This is a genomic window from Intestinibacter sp., assembly GCF_022780145.1.
Lineage (GTDB): Bacteria > Bacillota > Clostridia > Peptostreptococcales > Peptostreptococcaceae > Intestinibacter.
Genome location: NZ_JALEXO010000099.1, coordinates 1 through 2,081, shown reverse-complemented (window position 1 = coordinate 2,081; position 2,081 = coordinate 1). Strand labels below are relative to the sequence as shown.

General features: G+C 31.9%; 2 protein-coding genes. Both read right to left on the bottom strand.

Going from position 1 to position 2,081, the window contains the following annotated elements; translation table 11 throughout:
• Positions 1 to 1,167, bottom strand: a 1,167-nt coding sequence (locus MR593_RS03655; protein ID WP_290686999.1) for an NAD(P)-dependent oxidoreductase, incomplete at its 3' end; no start/stop codon positions are given.
• A 155-nt stretch (positions 1,168 to 1,322) separates the two neighbouring features.
• On the bottom strand, positions 1,323 to 2,081 hold a 759-nt coding region (locus tag MR593_RS03650), incomplete at its 5' end, for a protein adenylyltransferase SelO family protein (RefSeq protein WP_290686998.1).

Here is a 2,081-nt window from a genome sequence, read left to right as displayed (position 1 = left end):
TTGGATAACTGTACTAGCTCCTAATACTACATCTCCACAGGCAAATACACCTTCTCTTGTAGTGAGACCTTTTTCGTCAGTTTCAATATGACCACGTTTAGTAATATCAACACCTTTGTTGTTTACAACTATAGTATTTCTAGGTACTTGACTTACTGCTATAAGTATAGAGTCACATTCGAATAGATATTCACTATTAGGTACAGTAGCTAGAGTGATTTTTCCGTCTACTTCTATTTTTTCAGTACGAGCAAGTATTATTCCTTCGTCTACTATTTCAACTGGAGCTTCAAATGTTTTAAATAATATTCCTTCTTGCTGGGCCTCGTGAATTTCGTGTTTAGTAGCTGTCATGTCTTCAAAATCGCGTCTGTAAATTACGTAAACTTCTTCAGAACCGTATTTTTTAGCAGTTCTAGCGGCATCCATTGCCACATTACCGGCACCTATGACTACGACTTTTTTGCCTAAAGAGTAGTATTGAGGGCTTTTTAAGTAGTCTATAGCGTAATGTGAGTGACCAAATGTTTCTCCCTTTATATCTAATCTCTTAGGATTCCATACACCTGTACCTATGAATATTGATTTATATCCATCCTTAAATAATTTATTTAAAGTTATTACAGGGCCGACTATTGAGTTTATTTTTATCTTAACTCCAAGATCTAAAAGGCGTTGGACTAATAAATCTATTAGTTCTGATGGCAATCTAAATTTAGGAATACCGTAAGTTAAAACTCCTCCTACTTTTTCGTTTTTTTCAAATATAGTAATATCGTAGCCCTTTTTTGCAAGTTCAAACGCAACTGTAAGACCAGCAGGGCCTGAACCTATTATGGCAACTTTAATTCCATTGCTTTTGGGCTTTGTAAATTTTGCATTTTGTAAATATTTTTTTGAAATTTCTTCTTCTATATAATGAAAGTAAACTGGTTCCTTTTTTATTCCCCTAATACAGTTTCCTCTACATTGATTTTCATGTGGGCATACTATTGCGCAAATCGCTGATAGAGGATTATTGTTGAATAGTATTTCTCCAGCTTTTTCTATTTCTCCGTTTTTATAAAGTTGAATTATTTGTGGAATTGGTGTATTTATAGGACAGTTTTTTTGGCATCTAGGTTTTTTGCAAAGAAGGCAATTTTCTGCTTGGTGTAAATTATTCATAATTGTGATCCTCCTTAACATTCTAAGTATTGTAATGAATATTATAACAGAAATATATAATAGATTATATATAATAGATTATGGAAAACAAAGAAATAAAAAGTAAAAGAAAAAATAGAAGACGTTATATTATATAACGCCCTCTAGATAATAGATTAAGTTCCACAGTATGTTTTATATACACATTGGGATGGAGCAGGTAGTTTTGCATATTCTTTTTGGAATTCTGAATGTTCATATGGATTAGATAGAGCCTTTAACAGATTATTCATTACAGAAAAATCTCCTTTTTCTGCAGCAGATATAGCCTCTTCAACTCTATAGTTTCTAGGTATAACTGCTGGATTAGAGTTTTTCATCAAGTTGAATATTTCATCTTTTGATTTTTCTTGAGAGCTAATTCTAGCTTGCCATTTTTTGTGCCAATTCACGAACTCATCACTTGAGAACATTTCATTTTTAGGGAAATCTCCAAAAGTCAGAGAGATGAATGTATTTGTAAAATCCTGTTTGTATTTTTTCATCATAGATAGTAATTCATTTAATAGAGGTATATCATCTTCTGTAGGTGAAAATATACCTATTTTAGAGGACATATTAGAAATTATCTCTGAAGTAAATAATTCTGTAAATTTATCTAAATTATTTTGCATAATTTCAATAGCCTTATTTTCATCATCATCTATTAATGGAAGTAGAGCCTCTGCCAGCCTACATAAATTCCAATTTATGATGAAAGATTGGTTTTTATATGAATATCTACCATGAGTATCTATAGAGCTAAAAACAGTGTCAGGATCATAGACATCCATAAAAGCACAAGGTCCATAGTCGATAGTTTCTCCACATATACTCATATTGTCAGTATTTAAAACACCGTGTATAAACCCTACACTTTGCCATTTAGCTACGAG